The following is a 15,401-nucleotide window of genomic DNA, read 5'->3' on the forward strand; positions in this document are numbered from 1 at the left end:
TTGCAGCAAATTGACCAAAGGAGCAGTGCGGAGAGCCAGTGATTTCAGTGATCACTGGCAAGGCGACGGGCCGCGAATTGCCTGAAGTACTCCACTTTCGATTCCGGGACCACGATCGGAAGTATCAGATTCCACGATGCCTTCATGGAGTCCGAAAGCTCACGAACGGTCCCGGTCGCGGCTGCCATCAGCCGAACTCCCGACGCAACTTCCAACAGGAAACGAGCAATGTCAGCAGAATCCGCGTCCGAACGCAGATCACCTTCGTCGGCGGCACGGCTGGCAAGTTCACGGTAAATGTCGAGCCACACGTCCAGAGTCGCCGGCCCGGAGCCCCGATAGTCCCCGATCTCGACCAACAAGCGGAACGTCGCTCTAACCATGGCGTCATGCGCACCGATGTCGACGATGACCGACGAAATACCGATCAGTGACTCGAGCGCGGGAGTTCGACGGTCCAACCAGAGCTCACATTTTGCGTCGAAACGTGCCGAACCCTCGTCGATCACTGCCCGCGCGAGTTCTTCCTTGGACCCGAAATGGAAGTACAGGGCGCCTTTGGTCACCTGCGACTCGGCGATGATCTCGCTCAAGCTGGCATTGGCATAGCCCAGGCGCAAGAACACACCCGCTGCTCCGCGCAGCACCGAATCACGGGTGGCTTCTGCCCGCTCTTGCCTCACCATCGATCCGGCCTCCAATCACCACACATCGAACGAATTCTTGGTCTTACCCGTTCACAGCGTCAAAATGGATGGCACGGTTCGGCATTCAACCCACCCTGCAAACAAATGAGACATTTGCCCATCAAACGATCGTGATACAGCGAACACAGCTTAGACCGCGATCCATCTCTGCGCGGCAGGCGCGCCTGGTTAACCCTCCAATTGTGGATCGGCTTCCAGATTCGTCAGCCCATTCCAACACAAATTCACGAGGTGAGCGGCGACAACTTCCTTCGACGGAGTCCGTTCGTCGAGCCACCAAGTAGCCGTAGTGGACACCATGCCGACAAGCGCCTGTGCGTACATCGTTGCTAGTCCGGGGTCGAAACCGCGTCTGGAGAAGTCCCCCGCCAACAGGTAGCCCACCTGACTGATCGCGTCGTTGAGGAGGCTCGAATATGTCCCACTGGGCGCGACAACGGACGAATCGCGCACGAGTATCCGAAATCCGTCGGTGTGCTCTTCCACGTAGGTGAGCAAAGCCAACGCAACCCGCTCGACTCGAACTCTCGAGCGATTTTGTGAGAGCGAAGACGTGATCATCTCGAGGAGTCGCGACATCTCCCGGTCCACTACGACGGCGTACAGCCCCTCCTTGCCGCCGAAGTGCTCGTACACGACAGGCTTGGACACGTTCGCGCGCTGGGCGATCTCCTCGATCGAGGTCGCTTCGTATCCCCGTTCGGCGAACAATGCCCGCCCGATCTCGATCAGCTGTTGCCGACGTTGGGTACCGGTCATCCGGATCCGTGTCACTCGTTCGGGAACTGGATCCCCGCCACCCGAACCGGACACCGTCGCCATTGTCTTCCTCTCGCCGACACACAAATCACTGCTGTGGACGCTCAGCCTATCGGGACTTCGGGGGCCCGATCGGAGGAGCGGTTCGACCTACGGCGGGTCGGCATGCGATTATTCTTTCGCGCGTTCGGCCGCAAGGCTCGGCAATGCGTGGCAATCCGCCGTGGTGTAATGGCAGCACCTCTGATTTTGGTTCAGATAGTTCAGGTTCGAGTCCTGGCGGCGGAGCTGGTGAACAACATGCTTTCCCGAGCGGAATGTATGTCTTGATCGACAGTTTGATCGACAGTTTGATCGACAGAGGGAGCTCAAACCAGTGCAGACCGCCGTGATCGTTCTCGCAGCGGGTGCCGGTACACGAATGAAGTCGAAGACTCCCAAGGTCCTCCACACTCTCGCCGGACGCAGCATGCTGGCACATTCGCTTCACGCGGCAACCTCACTGAATCCCACGCACCTGGTGACCGTCGTCGGTCACGATCGTGAGCGTGTCACCGAAGCCGTGAACGCAGTCGCCGGGGAACTGGACCGTTCCGTCACCGTCGCTGTTCAGGACGAGCAGAAGGGCACCGGGCACGCTGTCAGTTGTGGGCTCGAGGGGTTGCCGGCCGACTTCTCCGGGACCGTACTCGTCACAGCCGCCGACGTGCCTCTGCTCGACGGCAAGACCATCGCAGACCTCCTCGCCCAGCACACGGCTGCTCCCGCGGCCGCGGTGACGGTGTTGACGTCGACGGCCGTCGACCCCACCGGCTACGGGCGAATCCTTCGTACGACGGACGGCGAGGTGAACGCCATAGTCGAGGAGAAGGAAGCCACCGATTCGCAGCGCTCGATCACCGAGGTCAATTCAGGGGTCTACGCCTTCGACTTCGAAACTCTGCGCGACGCGCTGGCGTCCCTCGACTCCAACAACGCACAACACGAGTTCTATCTCACCGATGTGATCATGATCGCCCGTCGCGCGGGCAAGCGTGTTCGTGCTCAGCACATCGCGGATTCGGTTCTCGTCGCGGGCGCCAACGATCGCGTGCAGCTCTCGACTCTCGCCCGCGAGATGAACCGTCGGATCCTCGAGAAGTGGATGCGTGCCGGCGTCACCGTCGTCGATCCTGCGAGCACATGGATAGATTGCGACGTGCACGTCGCACAGGACGTGACGCTCCTGCCCGGAGTTCAGTTGACCGGCACGACCTCGGTGGGCGAAGACGCCGTGATCGGCCCGGATACCACCTTGGACAACGTGAGAGTCGGCGAGCGCGCAGTCGTCGTCCGCTCGCACGGGACCGACTCCGTTGTCGGCGCGGACGCGACTGTCGGCCCCTTCGCCTATCTCCGGCCTGGTACCCGCCTCGGGGCACACGGCAAGATCGGCGCCTACGTGGAAACCAAGAACGCGGATATCGGCGAGCATTCGAAGATTCCGCATCTTACCTACGTCGGCGACGCCACCATCGGCCATCACAGCAATATCGGAGCTTCGAGCGTCTTCGTCAATTACGACGGGGTGAACAAGAGCCGTACTGTGGTGGGGTCGCATGTCCGAACAGGCTCCGACACCATGTTCGTCGCCCCTCTCGTCGTGGGAGACGGCGCATACACGGGTGCGGGCACGGTCTTGAAGAACGACGTACCGCCTGGGGCGCTCGCCGTCTCGGGTGGGGTGCAGCGCAACATCGAGGGCTGGGTCCAGAAGAATCGTCCCGGCACACCCGCGGCCGATGCCGCTGCAGCAGCTGCACAACCTGACGGCCCTGCAACAACCTGACAGCCCTGCACAACAGACAGCACAGATCACCACCAGATCGACCGGCAAGTACAAAAGGACGGCATGAACCAGTGACTGCGAATTGGATCGACAACCAGAAGAACCTGATGTTGTTCTCGGGTCGCGCACATCCCGAGTTGGCGGAGCAGGTGGCGAAGGAACTCGACATCCGCGTCACCCCGCAGACCGCGCGCGACTTCGCGAACGGTGAGATCTTCGTTCGATTCGAAGAGTCGGTTCGCGGCTCCGATGCGTTCGTCCTGCAGAGTCATCCGGCACCGCTGAACACGTGGGTGATGGAGCAGCTCATCATGATCGACGCTCTCAAGCGTGGATCGGCAAAGCGCATCACCGCCGTTCTTCCGTTCTACCCGTACGCCCGCCAGGACAAGAAGCATCGCGGACGCGAGCCGATCTCCGCTCGCCTGATTGCCGACCTGCTCAAGACCGCCGGCGCCGATCGCATCATCACGGTCGACCTGCATACCGATCAGATCCAGGGCTTTTTCGACGGCCCCGTCGATCACATGCACGCACACAGCCAGTTGGCCAACCACATTCGCGCGGGCTACAACCTCGAGAACATCACGGTGGTGTCCCCCGACTCGGGGCGCGTTCGTGTCGCCGAGAAGTGGGCCGACTCGCTCGGCGGAGCACCGCTGGCATTCATTCACAAGACGCGCGACCCGTTGGTACCCAACCAGGTCAAGTCCAACCGCGTCGTCGGTGAGGTCGAAGGTCGCACCTGCATCCTGATCGACGACATGATCGACACCGGCGGAACCATCGCCGGCGCGGTCAAGGTGCTCAAGGAGGCCGGTGCAGGTGACGTCGTCATCGCTGCAACCCACGGCGTCCTCTCCGACCCTGCGGCCGAGCGTCTGTCGACGTGTGGCGCGAAGGAAGTTGTTGTCACCAACACACTTCCGATCGACGAGTCGAAGAAGTTCCCGACGCTGACGGTGCTGTCCATCGCACCGCTGCTCGCTCGCACCATCAAGGAAGTTTTCGAGAACGGTTCTGTGACTTCGCTGTTCAACGGCAGCGCCTAGTCTCGCGCCGCACTACGGGCGCGTACCTGTGACTTCACGGTCACCGGTACGCGCCCGTCGTCGTCTTCGTGAAGGTCTCAGAAACAGACCACCCGGTCATCATGAAACCACCTGTGGGACACACGAATACCGCCGAATGCGGCGATTGACATGATCTTGATCACGCTCCCGTCGAGAAACCCAGGTCGATGTTGGGGCGGTGTTCACCGCGCCGCAATCTTCGCCTAGTGTGGCTCGTCGTGATCGACGCGCAAACCCTGGAATCCCGGCCCGAATCTCATTCCCTGAATTCATCAGTTCCGACGATCCGGCGGTGGCGCCCAGGATCTTGTGTCTGGTGCGGAGACGACAACTCCGTGGACATGTTCCGCAACGAACCCCGCTGCGGAAAATGCCGTGAAAACGAAGGCATCATCGACGACGCCAAGCGCTTCCTCGGCATGTACGGTCTGCGCCCGCTCGGCGGCACGCTGCAGTCCGACGACGACGAAGAGCGCGAGTACCGCGTCAACGCACGCGAGGCACGCCGAGTCCTGAACGAGATCCGTATGGACGTCCTTCCTGATGCGGCCGCTGTTCGCAAGGCAATTCGGCCCCGCGCCGCAACGGTTGTCGCCGACACGTCACCCGCACGCGCTTCCCGCCCCGCCAGCACGGGCACAGCGACGCGTGTTGCCGCTCCGGTCAAGACCGACACCGTGGACATCGACACGCTCCAGACGCGCGTCCTAGGGCTTCTCGATCAGCTCGGTTCGATCGACGAGCAGATCAAGGTCGCCGAACTCGCACAAGGGTTGCCGGCTCGCGCACGACTGAGCGATCTGAACAAGCAGAAGGCCACGGTTCTTCGCACGCTGGCCGCTCTCGAGAAGGCCCGCATCGCCGCCTCCAACTAATTCCCCTCGCGTCCGTCCCACGGCCCCGTCTCACTTGCGAGACGGGGCCGTTCTGTATGAGCAGGTACCTTTACGAATCGTGAATGACATCACCATCACTTTCGTCGTGCTTGCACTGGTCGTGGCGCTGTTCGTGATCGGCCGAATCCCGGTCGGCATCATCGCGATCGGCACTGCCCTGGCGCTGTACGCCACCGGTGTGATCACGATGGAGCAGGCGCTCGCCGGATTCGGCGATCCCACGGTGGTGTTCATCGCCGCGCTTTTTGTCGTCAGCGAAGCCCTCGACGCCACCGGTGTCACCACATGGGCGGGCGAGAAACTGCTGGCGAAAGTCGGCGAATCCCGAGTCCGTCTCGTGAGTGCGATCATGTTGCTGGTTGCCGCGTTGACCGCATTGATCAGCGTCAACGGGGCCGTAGCCGCGTTGGTACCGATGGTGGTCGTCTTGGCGGTACGTCTCGGTAAATCGACGTCACAACTGCTTCTGCCGTTGGCATTTGCCGCCCATGCCGGATCGATGCTCACCTTGACCGGAACACCGGTCAACATCATCGTTTCCGAAGCCGCCGAGGAATCCGGGGCCGGTGCTTTCGGGTTCTTCAGTTTCACCTTGGTCGGTGCGCCGCTCGTATTGGGAACGATTGCGATCGCCGTACTTCTCGGTCCTCACGTCCTCCCCCATCGTGCGGGGACGTCGATGTCGCCTGACCTGAGCCGGCATGCCAAGACCCTCGCGAAGCAGTATCAGCTCATGGGAAAGGATGCGCCGTCCGCAGAGCCCTTGATCACCAAGCACGACGGCGTGGTCGAAGTGATCATCCCGCCGCGCTCGGAAATGATCGGCGACAGGGCTTTTCCGGGCATGGTGACCGACAGTGGAGATCTGGTGATACTCGCAGTCCAGCGCGCCGGTGAGGACTGCGGCCCCAAGGGCGTCAAGTTGGCGGCCGGTGACACGCTTCTCCTGCAAGGAAGCTGGGACGATCTCGACACCCACACCGCCGTCGATCCGAACGTCCTCGTGGTCGACGCACCTGCCCAGATCCGTAAGCAGGCAGCCCCGTTGGGAACCCGCGCGGTCATCGCTCTCGTCGTCGTTGCGGCGATGGTAGTGATGCTGACGTTCGGATTGGTGCCGTCCGCGATAGCCGGACTCCTCGCGGCATGTGCGATGGTGCTGCTACGAGTCATCAGCGTCGAGCAGGCGCATCGGTCCATCTCGTGGACCACGTTGATTCTCGTCGGCGGAATGATCCCGCTGTCGACCGCAATCCAGCAGACCGGCGCGGCCGAAAAGCTCGCGCATGCGTTTGTCGACGTCGTCGGTGGGGCAAGCCCGTATGTCGTCGTCGCTGGACTCTTCGTCGTGACGGCGACTCTGGGCCAGCTGATCAGCAACACTGCAACCGCGTTGATCATCACGCCGATCGCGATCTCGGTCGCCATCGAACTCGACATCTCGGTGCTGCCCCTTCTGATGACGGTCACCGTCGCTGCCGCGGCCTCCTTCCTGACGCCCGTAGCCACTCCCGCGAACATGATGGTGATGGGCCCTGGTGGTTACAAGTTCGGCGACTACTGGAAGCTCGGACTCCCGATGTTGTTGTGGTTCCTGATAGTTGCAACGGTGTTGATCCCAGTGATCTGGAGTTTCTGATGTGCTCACCGAAGGTCTTGTCGGAGGTCTACGAATCGATAGGACGCGAAGGCACGAAGATCAGCCGTCGATCGATGTTCGCGGCGCTGGGCACCGGTGCCCTCGGCGCGACCGTCATGGCCGGCGCTGTACAGCCCACTGCGTCGGCAGCACCAACAGGTCAGACCATCGTCGATCTGACCCACGTACTGACGCCGGAGTTCCCGGTGTGGCCGGGCGCGCGCTCGTTCGAGATGAGGAACCTAGCGAAGATCGCCGACGCCGCCGGATCTCTGGGCTCGCTCGGCTCCGCCGGGTCAGGTGGAAACTTCTACCTCAACGAACTCCGCCTCGAAGAACACACTGGTACTCACATCGACGCTCCCGCACACGCCAGTGCGGACGGAATCACCGTCGAGAAGATTCCCGTCGCCGACCTCGTCGTGCCGATTGCGGTCGTCGACATCAGTGCCCGAGCCTCCGTCGACCCCGACACACTGCTCACCCGCCAGGACATCCTCGATTGGGAGTCCCTCCACGGGACCATCGCTCCCCGCAGCCTGGTTGCGATGAACTCGGGTTGGGATACCCGGGCCGGTGCCGGTGGCGCCTTCACGAATCGAGATGCACTCGGCGTGCAACACACACCGGGATTCAACCCCGAGGCGATCGACTTTCTCGTCCGCGAGCGCAACATCTTCGCCGTGGGCTCGGACACCCTCAGCATCGACGCGGGCCGAAGCACCACCCACGGGGCTCACCGAAGCGCTTTGGGCTCAGGAAAGTACGCAGTCGAAGCCCTCGCAAATCTGTCCGCACTTCCGGCCGTCGGCGCCACGGTGATGGTGGGAGCGCCGACGCATGCGGGTGGTTCGGGTGGTCCGTGCCGGGTCATCGCCTGGTACTGAAGATCAGGGCGTAGGCGTCACCCGCAGCACCTTGTCGCCGGCGCCGTTGTCGGTGGTCACCAGGAGCGAGCCGTCGGGCGTCGGGGTCACCGACCGCAAGCGACCGAACTGGTTCTCCAACCCGAAGGTCTGCGCGTCGACCGAGCGTCCGTCGGCACTCAGGCGGAGGAAGATCAGTTCCTTGCTCTTGAGGCCACCCATTACGAGCGCACCGTCCCAGGCACCCCATGCAGCTCCACCGGTGAAGGCAGCGCTGGCGGTAGCCAACGTCGAGCTACCCGAACGCCACACCGCCGCAATCGCTCCCGGCACTCGCACGGGATCGGTCATCGGCACGGATTCGTCGTACGTTCCGGGAAGCCGATCCGGGCGGTAGCCGTAATTTCCGCCGGGGGTAAGCAGGTTGACTTCGTCGTCGACGCTTGTGCCCTGTTCAACCGAGTACACCCGGCCGGTTCCGGGTTGCACGGCCAAGCCTTGGACGTTGCGGTGCCCGAGCGTGTAGACCGGGCTGGAAGCATTCGGATTCCCCGCCGCCGGAGTTCCGTCGGCGTTGATGTGCAAGACCTTGCCGCCCAGCGAATTCGGATCCTGGGGGACGCTCGGCGTCGCGGTGTCACCCGTCCCGACGAACAGCGTTCCGTCCTGCGCCGCAAGAATTCGGCAACCCCCGTGACGCCCGGACGAGACCGGGATTCCTGGCAGTACAGTTCCGGTTCGCGTGAGTGCGGTCCATCCGGCGTCGACGGTCCACGAGATCACTCGAACGTCCGTGACTCCCCCAGCGCTGAATCCCTGGCAGGTGTAGAGGGTGCGCGACTGAGCGAAGTCGCGGGCAAGCGCGATACCCATGAGACCGGTTTCGGACTGCGCGTAGAGATCCGAAAGGTCAGCAGCGACTGGACCTGTCGTGTTGTCGCCTCGGCGAACGAAGAATCCGCCGGATCGTTGTCCGGTCAGGATTGCACCGTCCGGGGCCGCCACCACGTCCCAAGGGTGGTCGAGTCCGTCGACCAGTGTGGTGACCGACAACTGCGGGAGGGTGTCCTCGATGGGTATGTCCGGGTCGTCGCTCCCCAACGATCCGGTGCTTCCGTTGCCGAAACTGCCGGGGTCGAAGGGGAATGGTTGAGCCACGCTCTGCGTTACCGGCATCACCAGTACTGCAATCAGGGCCACGGTCAATGCGGCGAGCTTCGGATGACGCACGCGTTCTCCTCGGGTCGGAAACCGTTCTGCGCCTCACTATAAACAGACAAACACCATTTTTCGGGCCCTCTCGCTATACCCGCAGGCCACAGGAGAAACGAAACCCCTTCAGAAGTCGGCAAACTCCGGCAAAGCGTTCGCCAGTGGGGATGCGTTACGTCTTGATGCAGATCGTGCCTTCCGCCAGCCGGGCACACTCCAGTCCAGGAGGTATTCGAGATCCGCTTCCACTCCCCTGTCCCGAAGTCCGAAACGTCGTTCCAGCGCATCGCCGTCCGTCAAATGCAGTCTCGCCGCGTCGGGCACTCTCAGTTCGGGGTCACAGAATGGGCCTACGGGCGCGGTAACCGTTCGTCGTCCTGACGGATCTTTCCACTCCAGAAGACCACCTCCGATTTGCTTCACTGTCCACCTGCCAAACGTCTTCAGTCGGTGATGTTTTCGACACAGACAGGCCAAGTTCCGTTCTGCAGTAGGCCCTCCCTGAGCGGGGTTGCCGTGATCGAACGGCACCGTGTGATCGATATCGCAACTATCAGAACGCACAACACAATTCGGAAAGCGGCACGTACCGTCTCGCGTCCTTACAATCGTCACCAACGCCGCGGACGGCTGGTACGTGGATTCACCGCGCCGCGAACCACTGTTCCTTCGCGAGCGATTATCCCTTGCCGCAGCGGGCAATATCTCCGGTGAGCGCATCGACCGACCCACGCCGAGCACCGGTCCGGCTGCCCCCGCAGTCGAACAATGTTGCACCTCGGACGGTGCAAGGGTGAGGACTCTCTGCCACGTGGCGTCCGCGGCGATCGCGCGCGCAAGGTCGGCATCGATGTGGCCGTACCCCTGCAAATAGCCTGGCAGGTCGTCGAATCCGAGCAGGGTGGAAGCGTTGACACCCACAAGAATTGTCGCAATCGGGAGCGCGGAGGTCTTCGTATCATCCCTACGGGTGCAATCGCCGTCGCACTGACAATCCAACGACGTCTTTCCTTCCGCCAATGCGATCAGTGCATCGGCACGCCGTTGCCCGAAAGTTCTCGGATCGGAACCACAGACCTGCATCGACATCGCACGGAGCCTCGTGGCCAAAGTCTGAGCGCCGACCGCTGGAAGCATTCCGTCCAGAGTCGACATACCGTCGTGCGACGCGCACGTCCGAACGTCCCGATCCGCCTCCGCACGAACTCGCCTGGCACGCACCCCATCAGGGTCGTGCCGAGCAATGAGACCTCGTGCGCGCGCCTTCAACTTGTTACCGGTTACACGGCAGGCACCGTCCACGAGGAGTCGCTCGATGTCATCGAGCGCGTGCTCGGAGACGTTGGCGAGAGCTTCGGACAGTGCCATCGCTTTGGCCAGATCGATGTCACCGCAAGCAAAAGCGGCCGCCACCCGCGGAAGTCGCCAGCGCAGGTCACATCCCAGTGCAATCATTTTCTGCGCGGCGTACTCCGTAATGCTCAGTATCGACGCGATCTCCACGTGCGCGAATTGACCCCGAAAAGCCTCATTGACTCCAACCGCGGCATCCTCCTCACAACGGTCCAAGTACAGCGCAGTGACCGCGTCGATCTCGAGGAAGTGGGCGCGCGCGATTTCCGCATGCTGCCGAAACAGCGCGTCCGCGGAAGTCTTCGATTCGAACATATGAGCGATTCTACGGGCGCCCACCGACAAGTTTTTGCGAAATCCCGGGGTATTCACCGATACCTTTTGCGCTCCGATGTCACTACGTTCAATCGCATGACTCAGCATCCGACACGAGATCAACCGTACTTCGGCATAGCGATATTCGAGTTGGGGAAGAATGACGGGGTCGGGTGCTTCCACCGAGAGGACTGTTATCTCATCTGGGCTGGCGACCCCGCTGAGGCGCAGTCAAAATTCGAGCGCAAGGCCGGCGAGCAGGAGTATCCGCTCGGCGCGAGCGATGACCAGTCCTATGTAAAACTCGCGCATCTCGTGGATCTTGCGCCGGTGTCGGACGCTGTCCATACTGGCACCGCAGATCTCTACTCTCGACACTTCTCAAATATTGCCGCCTACAGAACTTTTGAGACACTTCTAGGGGGAGACAGCATCCTCTGACAAGCGCCCACTTCACGCCCGCTGCGCACACAACAGCGCAAAGCGCTGATCCCGATCCGTCCACACCTTCCGCACCCCGAAGCCCGCGGACGCGAGTTCCGCGGCAATCCCGTCCTCGGTGAACTTCGCCGAGATCTCGGTGCGCAGCTGCTCGCCCGCTGCGAAGGTGATCTCCAGATCCAGGTCGTCGATGTGCACCGAGACTTCACGAAGTGCTTCCAGGCGCATCTCGATCCACTCGTTCTCGGCATCCCAGAGCGCGACGTGACGGAAGTCCTCCAAGGGAAAGTTCGCTCCCAGTTGCTTGTTCAGGACCGAGAGAACATTGAGATTGAACTGCGCAGTCACACCGGCAGCGTCGTCGTAGGCGGGCACGAGGACTGCGGGATCGATCACCAACCCCACGCCCAGGATCAGGTTCTCACCGGGATCGAGCACCGCTGCAATGCCCGAGAGGAACTCGGCGCGTTCCGCCGGAACGAGATTGCCGAGAGTTCCACCGAGAAACGCGACCGCCCGCCGTCCACCACCTGGCAGATGATGCAGCGAACCGGTGAAGTCGCTGACCACTCCGAGCACGTCGATTCCGGGAAACTCGGCACCGACTTGCTGCGCCGCACCTTCGAGGGCCGTCACCGAAACATCCTGTGGTACATACGTTCGCAGAGTTCCGCGAGCCGTCATCGCGTCGAGGAGCAACCGCGTCTTCTCAGAGGAACCTGAACCCAGTTCGATCAGGATCTCGGGTTCGGTCAACGCCGCGATCTCGTCGGCGTACCGAGCGAGCAGGCCGCGTTCGGTACGGGTGGGGTAATACTCGGGTAAGGCCGTGATCTCCTCGAACAGTTCACTTCCACGCGCGTCGTAGAACCATTTGGGCGAGAGCCACTTCGGCGTAGCGGTCAAGCCCTCCCTGGCCTCGGCTCGCAATGCGTCGACCGATTCGGCCGGTGTCAGATAAACCTCGAGCGTAGGGGTTTTCATTGTTCTCCCATCGGTATCGGGGTGACGATCAAATGGCCGGGACGCGCGCAGACGATGTGCCGGTCCGGCACCTGCTCCCAGTCCGGCGAACCATCGGACGGTTCGGAAACGATCAGTGCCCGCGACTCGTCGACCCGTGTGTACAACGTGTGGCCCCACGCCGTGGCCCACAGTTCCTGCCCGTCGCCGAACAGGAGGTTCAATCGTGAATCCGGTGCCGCCGCAGCCACATCGTGAACGAGGCTCGTCACGGCGGCTTCCGCGGGCTTCGACTTCAACCGATGCCGAAGCACTGTCCACAACAAGGCAGCATCCGTCGGCGCGGGCATCTTCAGCAATTCGACGGCCGGAACTTCTGCTGCCAAGTCGGCGAGTGAGCCAGGCCAACCGGATACCGCTCCGTTGTGGCTGAAAGCGTAGGTTCCGTCGACGAACGGTGCGCAGGCACCGATCTCGACGGCCATCCCCTCCGTCGCGGAACGTACGGCGGCGAGAACGGATCCGGAAACGATGTGGGACAATGTCTCGTCGACTGTCGGGTCTGACCAGATCGGCGAGATACTGCGGTACCGTCCCTGCCTTCCACCGTTCCACCACACCGCGCCGAATCCGTCGGCATTGATGGTCCCGCCGCCACGCATCTCGCGAGGTGCCCACGACTGTCGCATCAGTGAGTTCTCGCCGTCGTGGAGGAGTTCACGAACCGAACGCGGCGGCCCGAGATACCCGAGGTGCCGACACATGTCAGGATCTACCCGAAATCGTTCTGGCGCAGCGAAAACCCGAGAAGATCTGGCGCCTGATCGGGTGGTCCCAGTTGCGGAACGTCCCCCGGCAGGCAACGCTGTCGGTCCCGAACGATCCCCCTCGCAACACTTTGTAGTCGCCGCCGAAGAACACCTCCGAGTACTCCCGGTAGGGGAAGGCCCGGAAACCCGGATACGGATGGAAACCCGAAGACGTCCACTCCCACACGTCACCGATCAACTGCTCGACACCTGCTGCCGATGCACCCGCCGGGTACGAGCCGACGCCGGCGGGACCGAGATGGCGCTGACCGAGATTGGCAAGTTTCTCGTCTGCGGACACGTCCCCCCACGGGAATCGTCGCGATCTTCCGGATTCCGGATCCCACCGCGCGGCCTTTTCCCATTCCGCCTCGGTGGGAAGCCGTTTGCCTGCCCAGCACGCGTAGGCCTCGGCTTCGTAGAAGCTCACATGCACGACGGGCTTGTCCGGTGGGACCGGAGCCTCGACGCCGAAAGTCTCGTGCCACCAACCCGAACTGTCGCGTTCCCAGAACAGTGGTGCACGGAGCTTCGCGTCGACGCGATGCCGCCAACCGTCACGGGACCACAGTTCCGGTCGGGAATAGCCGCCGTCCTCGATGAATTCGACGAACTGCCCATTGGTGACCGGGAATCTGTCGATCGCGAAGTCGGTGAGATAGACCTGATGCGCAGTGCGCTCGTTGTCGAGTGCCCACGGTTCGTCGTCGGTCCCCATGACGAAGGGGCCGGCGGGGATCGTGACCTCGTCGAGTTCCGGCATGCGGGCCGCTTGCGGAGCGGGTGTGGCAACGAGTGCCGTGGGTCCCGAACGCAATTGGTGTGTTGCGAGCATGGTTTCGGCGTGTTGCTGCTCGTGCTGCGCGATCATCCCGAAGGCAAAACCGTCCATGTCGAGTTCTGTGCGTCCGAAGGTGCTGGCTTCGAGCACATCCCAGACCTTCCCGCGAACCGTACGTACGTATTCGCGCGCCTCGGCCGGGTTGAGCAGGGGAAGTGTGGGTCTCGACGATCTCGAATGCTTGAACGCGTCGTACAGCTCGTCTATGTCGCTACGCACCGGATCGCGGCCACCGACATCTCGCACCAGCCAGAGTTCCTCTTGATTGCCGATATGCGCCAGGTCCCACACGAGTGGACTCATCAACGGGGAATGCTGAGCGACCAATTCGGTATCGTCGACGCAGTCGGTGAGCAGCGTCGACCGCTCACGCGCTCGCAGAAGTACGGCCTCGACCGCTTCCTTGGTGATCTCCCCCGTCATGTGTCGCTCTCACCGGGCACAATTGCGCGACAACACCGTTCGGCTGCGGCATCGAGAAGACGGACAAACTGCGGCTCCGGCGCGTATGACGCGGCAAGCGACATCAGAGAGGTTGCCGCCGAACGCAGTTCGACGTCGTCCAAACCGTACTCTGCCGCATCCCGCCATCTCCCGGCCGTCGACGCTGCGGCATCACTCGCCTCACGCATCACGGCAGGCCCGGACAGCAACGCGTCGATCGCTGCTACCGGTACTCGCCACAGATCTCCCGGCTGCGCATCGATGTAGCGAACCTCCAGATGGCCGACAGCGCGAACCGGCGGGAACAGCGTGGACAGGTGATAGTCCAAGTCCGCCCAGACGGGTCGGCGTCCGATCTCGGCATCCACAGCGCCGTCTATCCAGTCCCCGAAAGTGGCACCCCGCGGAGCCGTCCAATCGTCGCCCTCGTTTCGCACACACATCAGCGGAACATCGAGCGCCCAGCCGGCGTAGTCCTGCACTTCCGGGACTGCGACCGTTCGCCAGGAATCGAGTTCGAGCCACGTCCGCATGCGTTGGGACGCCCAATCCCCTCTCGGAACCCCTTGCAAGCGTGGAGAACACGCAAACGCAGCGATGAGCGCCGGCCCCATGTCCCCGAGGAGCCGCCAACGCTGGGCAATGGACTCCGGGCTGCCGCCGGCATCGACACTGACCTGCACTGCTGCTGTATTGCACATCATCAAGGTGCCGTACGGTCCTATCCCGGCGAAGCGGGATTCCATTGCGCAATAACGTGGCAACCGGAGAATCCGGGAAGGTGGTCGGGCGACGTCGGCCGCGGCAGAACTGATTTCGATGGAGTACGACGCGAGGAGTGTTTCGAGAGTACGACGGTCTTCGTCGAGACAGTCACACAGTTCTCGGGCGGACGTCCGCGGCGCTGACGAGAGTTCGATCTGTCCGCCAGGTTCTACGGTGACGAGGCTGCCACGAGGAAGCGGAACCGCTGGTGAATCCGGGTCGATACTGGTGGGTGCGTGTCGCCCGAGTGCCTTTGCCAGAGTCGCTGCTGACGGCCGCTCCCCACCGGGAACCTGGCTGGTCAGCCATTCGAGCTCAGCTCCGACCAAACGGGGTGGCCCCTGTTTGAAGCACACACCACCGACGTAGGCCTCGGCCGCAGGACGTGAATCCACCTGCGTGGTCTGTGCTGCTGTCAACGCTGCTGTCACCATTCGACTTCCCCTTCGGGCGGTCTTCGCGGTCGCTACCGACGATAGAACGCCAACGT

Annotated in this window: 13 protein-coding genes and 1 tRNA gene; 6 read left to right on the forward strand and 8 right to left on the reverse strand. The window is 62.4% G+C overall.

What is annotated here, in order from left to right; genetic code table 11:
• Window positions 1-44 precede the first annotated feature (44 nt).
• Together RhoBH5_RS06760 and RhoBH5_RS06765 are read right to left on the reverse strand one after the other, a co-directional pair.
• Window positions 45-686: a ScbR family autoregulator-binding transcription factor gene (locus RhoBH5_RS06760; protein WP_003946317.1), complete on the reverse strand. Its 642-nt coding sequence runs from the start codon at window positions 684-686 to the stop codon at window positions 45-47.
• 189 nt (window positions 687-875) lie between these two features.
• Entirely contained in the window at window positions 876-1,529 is a 654-nt protein-coding gene (locus RhoBH5_RS06765; RefSeq protein WP_003946303.1) for a TetR/AcrR family transcriptional regulator, read from the reverse strand.
• A gap of 154 nt (window positions 1,530-1,683) precedes the next feature.
• On the opposite strand from RhoBH5_RS06765, the gene RhoBH5_RS06770 reads away from it, so the two are divergent.
• From RhoBH5_RS06770 to RhoBH5_RS06795, 6 genes are all read left to right on the forward strand, one after another.
• Window positions 1,684-1,754: transfer RNA gene (locus RhoBH5_RS06770), tRNA-Gln, on the forward strand.
• 88 nt (window positions 1,755-1,842) lie between these two features.
• Window positions 1,843-3,294 carry a bifunctional UDP-N-acetylglucosamine diphosphorylase/glucosamine-1-phosphate N-acetyltransferase GlmU gene (gene glmU, locus RhoBH5_RS06775; RefSeq protein WP_082654795.1) on the forward strand — a complete coding sequence of 484 codons (1,452 nt, stop codon included), beginning with the start codon at window positions 1,843-1,845 and terminating at the stop codon, window positions 3,292-3,294.
• Between the two features lie 71 nt (window positions 3,295-3,365).
• Window positions 3,366-4,346, forward strand: a complete 981-nt coding sequence (locus RhoBH5_RS06780) for a ribose-phosphate diphosphokinase (protein WP_003946284.1) — start codon at window positions 3,366-3,368, stop codon at window positions 4,344-4,346.
• 239 nt (window positions 4,347-4,585) lie between these two features.
• Window positions 4,586-5,242, forward strand: a complete 657-nt coding sequence (locus tag RhoBH5_RS06785; protein ID WP_030536285.1) for a hypothetical protein — start codon at window positions 4,586-4,588, stop codon at window positions 5,240-5,242.
• 79 nt (window positions 5,243-5,321) lie between these two features.
• Window positions 5,322-6,902, forward strand: coding sequence for an SLC13 family permease (locus RhoBH5_RS06790; protein WP_007728891.1), 1,581 nt, complete (start codon window positions 5,322-5,324; stop codon window positions 6,900-6,902).
• Window positions 6,902-7,789: a cyclase family protein gene (locus RhoBH5_RS06795; protein ID WP_270008084.1), complete on the forward strand. Its 888-nt coding sequence runs from the start codon at window positions 6,902-6,904 to the stop codon at window positions 7,787-7,789. The genes RhoBH5_RS06790 and RhoBH5_RS06795 overlap by 1 nt, the downstream gene beginning before the upstream one ends.
• A 3-nt stretch (window positions 7,790-7,792) precedes the next feature.
• Here RhoBH5_RS06795 and RhoBH5_RS06800 read toward each other — a convergent pair whose 3' ends face one another.
• The 6 genes from RhoBH5_RS06800 to egtA form a co-directional block, all read right to left on the reverse strand.
• On the reverse strand, window positions 7,793-8,998 hold the full coding sequence (locus RhoBH5_RS06800; protein ID WP_270008085.1) for a PQQ-dependent sugar dehydrogenase: 1,206 nt from the start codon (window positions 8,996-8,998) through the stop codon (window positions 7,793-7,795).
• A gap of 108 nt (window positions 8,999-9,106) precedes the next feature.
• Complete coding sequence (locus RhoBH5_RS32645) at window positions 9,107-10,756, reverse strand: HNH endonuclease signature motif containing protein (protein WP_082920614.1); 1,650 nt, start codon at window positions 10,754-10,756, stop codon at window positions 9,107-9,109.
• 345 nt (window positions 10,757-11,101) lie between these two features.
• Complete coding sequence (egtD, locus tag RhoBH5_RS06810; protein ID WP_270008086.1) at window positions 11,102-12,073, reverse strand: L-histidine N(alpha)-methyltransferase; 972 nt, start codon at window positions 12,071-12,073, stop codon at window positions 11,102-11,104.
• Entirely contained in the window at window positions 12,070-12,816 is a 747-nt protein-coding gene (egtC, locus tag RhoBH5_RS06815; RefSeq protein WP_269612833.1) for an ergothioneine biosynthesis protein EgtC, read from the reverse strand. Before egtC ends, egtD begins: the two co-directional genes overlap by 4 nt.
• Window position 12,817: 1 nt before the next feature.
• The gene (gene egtB, locus RhoBH5_RS06820) at window positions 12,818-14,125 is read right to left on the reverse strand and encodes an ergothioneine biosynthesis protein EgtB (protein ID WP_042920949.1); all 1,308 of its coding nucleotides are present in this window, start codon (window positions 14,123-14,125) and stop codon (window positions 12,818-12,820) included.
• On the reverse strand, window positions 14,122-15,345 hold the full coding sequence (gene egtA, locus RhoBH5_RS06825; protein WP_054826087.1) for an ergothioneine biosynthesis glutamate--cysteine ligase EgtA: 1,224 nt from the start codon (window positions 15,343-15,345) through the stop codon (window positions 14,122-14,124). Before egtA ends, egtB begins: the two co-directional genes overlap by 4 nt.
• Window positions 15,346-15,401 lie beyond the last annotated feature (56 nt).

It is taken from the genome of Rhodococcus sp. BH5 (genome assembly GCF_027583855.1).
GTDB lineage: Bacteria > Actinomycetota > Actinomycetes > Mycobacteriales > Mycobacteriaceae > Rhodococcus_F > Rhodococcus_F qingshengii.

Coding starts and splice junctions, on each gene's coding strand:
- RhoBH5_RS06760 (WP_003946317.1), bottom strand. CDS start 686: ATGGTGAGGCAAGAGCGGGCAGAAGCCACCCGTGATTCGGTGCTGCGC.
- RhoBH5_RS06765 (WP_003946303.1), bottom strand. CDS start 1,529: ATGGCGACGGTGTCCGGTTCGGGTGGCGGGGATCCAGTTCCCGAACGA.
- RhoBH5_RS06795 (WP_270008084.1), top strand. CDS start 6,902: ATGTGCTCACCGAAGGTCTTGTCGGAGGTCTACGAATCGATAGGACGC.
- RhoBH5_RS32645 (WP_082920614.1), bottom strand. CDS start 10,756: ATGCTGAGTCATGCGATTGAACGTAGTGACATCGGAGCGCAAAAGGTA.
- egtD (WP_270008086.1), bottom strand. CDS start 12,073: ATGAAAACCCCTACGCTCGAGGTTTATCTGACACCGGCCGAATCGGTC.
- egtC (WP_269612833.1), bottom strand. CDS start 12,816: ATGTGTCGGCACCTCGGGTATCTCGGGCCGCCGCGTTCGGTTCGTGAA.
- egtB (WP_042920949.1), bottom strand. CDS start 14,125: ATGACGGGGGAGATCACCAAGGAAGCGGTCGAGGCCGTACTTCTGCGA.
- egtA (WP_054826087.1), bottom strand. CDS start 15,345: ATGGTGACAGCAGCGTTGACAGCAGCACAGACCACGCAGGTGGATTCA.